This is a genomic window from Chromobacterium sinusclupearum, from assembly GCF_002902845.1.
Lineage (GTDB): Bacteria > Pseudomonadota > Gammaproteobacteria > Burkholderiales > Chromobacteriaceae > Chromobacterium > Chromobacterium sinusclupearum.
On record NZ_PPTF01000043.1, the window covers coordinates 94,882 to 96,915 of the forward strand.

Consider the following 2,034-nt stretch of genomic DNA (forward strand, 5'->3'; position numbering starts at 1 on the left):
GCGCTCAGTGCCCGCGCCGGGCCAGTCGAACGAAGCCAAGCAGCGCCACCGCGCCCGCGATGCCGGCGCGCAGCCAGTAGTCCGCATACATCGCGCGCTGGCCCAACAGCCATGCCAGGGCGCCGCTCAACAACACCAGTAGAATCATTTCGGCGGTGCGCTCGACATCCCTTGGCCACCCGCCGGGCCAGCACCGCGCCATCGCCAGCCGCATCGTTCCCCAGCCCAACAAGGCCCCGGCCATCAGGTCCAGCGGCCAATGCACGCCGATGGCGATGCGCGACAGCGCCACCAGCGCGGCCAAGCCATAACACGCCCATCGCCCCGCTCTGCCCATGCCTTGGCAGACAAAAGTCGCCAGCGCCGCCGAGGCCAGGGCGTGGCCGGACGGGAATGAGCCGTTGCCGGGCAGCCGGTCCAGCAGCTCCACCGTGCCGGGCGGCAATACCAATGGCGGCCGCGGCACATTGAAACCCGCCTTCAAACCGACGGACAGGGCGATCCCGACGACGCCGGCGACGATCAGCGCCGGCAAGCGTTTGGGATCGCGCCAGCTCCAGGCCAGCATCAAGGCCAGCGCGGTAGGCCAGTCGCCAAAGATGCTGAGAAAGCGCCACAAGGGGGCCGGCAGCGCATTCAACATCCCATTCAGCGCAAGAAAGCCTTGCTGATTCGCCGGCGGCCAGATCAGCATGCCCGCGCCGAGCAGTACCAGGACACAGGCGGGCCAGAATCGCTTCAAGCAAGACATCGATCAGCCCGCTTTCCGTCCGATGGTGATACGGTCCTGACCGGCCAAGTCGCGGATGGTTTCCACCGCCAACAGCCCGGCTGCGGCGAACAAGCCGCGCACCGCCGCGCCCTGGTCGTAGCCATGCTCCACCATCAGCCAACCGCCCGCCGCCAGCCGGGCCGGCGCGCCGGCGGCGATCTCGCGCAGGCAGGCCAGCCCGTCGGCCTCGTCGGTCAGCGCCCCGCGCGGCTCGAAACGCAGATCGCCCTCAGCCAGATGATGGTCATCACGCTCGATATACGGCGGGTTGGAGGCGATCAGATCGAAGCGCGCCGTCGGTTCCAGCGGCGCATACCAGCTGCCCAGGCGGAAATCGACACCGGCGCCGAGCGCCTCGGCATTGCCGCGCGCCACCGCCAGCGCCTCGGCCGAGACATCCACCGCGCCTACCGTCCAGGCGGGCGCCTCCAGCGCCAGCGTCACGGCGATGATGCCGCTGCCGGTGCCCAGATCGACCCCCCGCGCCGGGGCATTCTTGTCCACTTTTGCCAGCGCCAATTCGATCAGATGCTCGGTTTCCGGACGCGGAATCAGCACCGCCGGGCTCACTTTGAAATCGCGGCCGTAGAATTCGCGCGCGCCCAGCAGATACGCCATCGGCTCGCCGGCCAGACGCCGCGCGGCCAGCGCATCGAATGCCGCCTCGACGTCTTGCGGCAGCTCGCGCTCCGGATAGCCGATGATGGCGGCGTGGGTCAGTTCCGGCCAAGCATGCATCAGCAGCATGCGGCTCTCCAGCCTGGGCAGGGAATGGCGGCGCAGCGCCTGTTCGATAGTCAGCATCATTTACAGTAGAAATACGGTGGCAAGGCCGAGAAAAATCAGGAAACCGCCCGAATCGGTGCAGGCGGTAATCAGCACGCTGGACCCCAGTGCCGGGTCCTTGCCCAGTTTCTGCATCAAAGTCGGAATCAACACGCCCATGGTGGCGGCCAGCATCAGGTTCAGCGTCATCGCCGCCAGCATCACCAAGCCCAGCGAGGCGCTGCCGTACAACAGCCAGGCGATCACGCCGATGACGGAGCCCCAGATCATGCCGTTGATGATGCTGACACCGATCTCCTTGCGCCACAAGCGGCTGGCCTGCCCGGTCCGCATCTGGCCCATGGCCAGCGCGCGCACAATCATGGTGATGGTCTGGTTGCCGGAGTTTCCGCCTATGCCGGCGACGATGGGCATCAAGGCCGCCAAGGCCACCAGCTGGGCGATGGAATGCTCGAAGGCGCCGATCACCCGCGAGG

General features: G+C 67.4%; 3 protein-coding genes. All 3 read right to left on the bottom strand.

Annotated features, from left to right (window positions below; genetic code table 11):
* Positions 1-4: 4 nt before the first annotated feature.
* The gene (locus C2134_RS10870; protein ID WP_158248747.1) at positions 5-742 is read right to left on the bottom strand and encodes a phosphatase PAP2 family protein; all 738 of its coding nucleotides are present in this window, start codon (positions 740-742) and stop codon (positions 5-7) included.
* Between the two features lie 12 nt (positions 743-754).
* On the bottom strand, positions 755-1,573 hold the full coding sequence (prmC, locus tag C2134_RS10875) for a peptide chain release factor N(5)-glutamine methyltransferase (RefSeq protein WP_103319962.1): 819 nt from the start codon (positions 1,571-1,573) through the stop codon (positions 755-757).
* A 6-nt stretch (positions 1,574-1,579) separates the two neighbouring features.
* On the bottom strand, positions 1,580-2,034 hold a 455-nt coding region (locus C2134_RS10880; RefSeq protein ID WP_146042135.1), incomplete at its 5' end, for a magnesium transporter.